General features: G+C 63.0%; 3 protein-coding genes. All 3 read left to right on the top strand.

The genetic code is table 11. The features are described 5' to 3' along the window. Positions 1–461, top strand: a 461-nt coding sequence (locus tag NKH90_RS34460) for an ATP-binding cassette domain-containing protein (protein WP_352823751.1), incomplete at its 5' end; no start/stop codon positions are given. Continuing rightward, on the top strand, positions 461–1,237 hold the full coding sequence (locus tag NKH90_RS34455) for an amidohydrolase family protein (RefSeq protein WP_352823748.1): 777 nt from the start codon (positions 461–463) through the stop codon (positions 1,235–1,237). The genes NKH90_RS34460 and NKH90_RS34455, both read left to right, overlap by 1 nt. Before the next feature lie 35 nt (positions 1,238–1,272). Further along, positions 1,273–1,777, top strand: a 505-nt coding sequence (locus NKH90_RS34450; protein ID WP_352823745.1) for an SDR family NAD(P)-dependent oxidoreductase, incomplete at its 3' end; no start/stop codon positions are given.

The raw sequence follows: 1,777 nt of genomic DNA, 5'->3' as shown, positions 1-1,777 counted from the left end.
CGAGTTCAACCCAAAGCTTGGGTAGCGCCGGCAACGTGCCGGGAGTTGGACAGGTATTGACCAGGAAGCCCCTGATCGAAGCTGCCAATATCGAGAAGAGTTATGACGCAACCCGTGTCCTGCGGGGTGTGAGTTTTCAGGTCCGGGCCGACGAAATCCACGCGCTCCTGGGCGGCAACGGCGCCGGCAAAAGCACTCTCATCCGCATCGTCACAGGGCTGACCTCTCGCGAAGCCGGCGAGATTGGCTTCGCCTCGTCGAAGGCCGACCACAACAGCCCGATCATCGCGGTGGTGCATCAGGAGCTGGCGCTGTTGCCCGAGCTGTCCGGTCGCGGAAAACATCGGCATTGTGCATGCGAGGTCGGGCTGGTGGCAGATCAGCCGTCGCCGCACGCGCGAAACTGCGCTCGGAGCGCTCCAGCTGATCGACCCAGCGATCGGCGAAGCGATCATCGATAATGCCGGCACGCAAATTGTCCCTCCACGAAGGCCAGATCGTCCAGATCGCTCGTCCCCTTTCCACCGGAGCCGAAGTGCTGCTTCTCGATCCCGGCGATCCGGTTGGGGAAACGCGCTGGCTGCAGGAGATCGCCAACAAGCGAGGCTTTCCGCATGGCATCGTCGGCTATGCCGACCTGTCCCAACCCGACGTCGGCGACCTCCTCGACCGCCACATGGAATATCCGAACTTCCGCGGCATGCGGCAGCCGATGAATTATCATCCCGACCCCGCCAAGACCTATCTGGCGCGGCCGGAGGTCAGTCGTACGCCCGAATGGCGGCGCGGCTTCCGGGAGCTGGCGAAGCGCGGGCTGAGCTTCGACCCGCAGCTCTACTATCCGCAGATGAGCGAGTTCCTCGAACTGGCGCGCGACTTTCCCGACGTGCAGATCATTCTCAATCACACCGGCATGCAGGTCGACGGCGCCGAGCATTTTGGCGCCTGGAAAAAAGGCATGCACCAGTTAGCGCAAGCGCCGAACGTCGCCTGGATCTCGGGCCTCGGCATGGGCGACTGGACTTGGACCACGTTCTCGATCCGTCCTTATGTCGAGGAGGCGATCGCAGCCTTCGGCGTCGGCCGCTCGATGTTCGCGACGAACTTCCCCGTCGACAAGCTGTTCTCGAGCTTCGACGCCATTTTGAACGCCTTCAAGGAAATTACGATCGCCCACCCGCACGAGGAGCGGCTCGCGCTGTTCCATGACAACGCAGCCCGGTTCTACCGACTTTAGATCACCGGCAAACAGAAATAGCAGGAGAGTTCGACTTGTTGCTGAAGGGCAAGGCCGTGGTGATTTCGGGGGCCGCGGGCCCCCGGGGAATTGGCCGCTCCACGGCAGCGCTGATGGTACAGCACGGGGCTCGCGTTGCAATACTCGACCTCGATGACGGGCAAGCGCGTGACGCCGCTGCGTCGCTTGGACCCGACCATATCGGCCTTGCGTGCAACGTCGCGGACCTCGACGCCTGCAAGAGGGCGGCGGCGCAAGTGACAGAAACCTTGGGCAGGATCGATGTGCTCTGCAACAATGCGGGCGTCACGCAGCCGGTCAAGACGCTGGAGATCAGCGCGGCTGACTGGGACCGCATCCTCGATGTCAACCTACGCGGCGTGCTCCATCTCAGCCAGGCATTCATCCCGAACATGCGCGAAAATGGCGGCGGCTCGATCATCTGCATGTCGTCAGTTTCGGCCCAGCGCGGCGGCGGCATCTTCGGTGGCCCGCACTATTCGGCTGCCAAGGCGGGTGTTCTGGGGCTTGCCAAGGCCA

The sequence above is a fragment of the Mesorhizobium sp. M0898 genome (assembly GCF_040319695.1).
Classification (GTDB): domain Bacteria; phylum Pseudomonadota; class Alphaproteobacteria; order Rhizobiales; family Rhizobiaceae; genus Mesorhizobium.
Note: the sequence above shows the minus strand (reverse complement) of the source record. Positions and strands in the feature narration are given on the sequence as shown.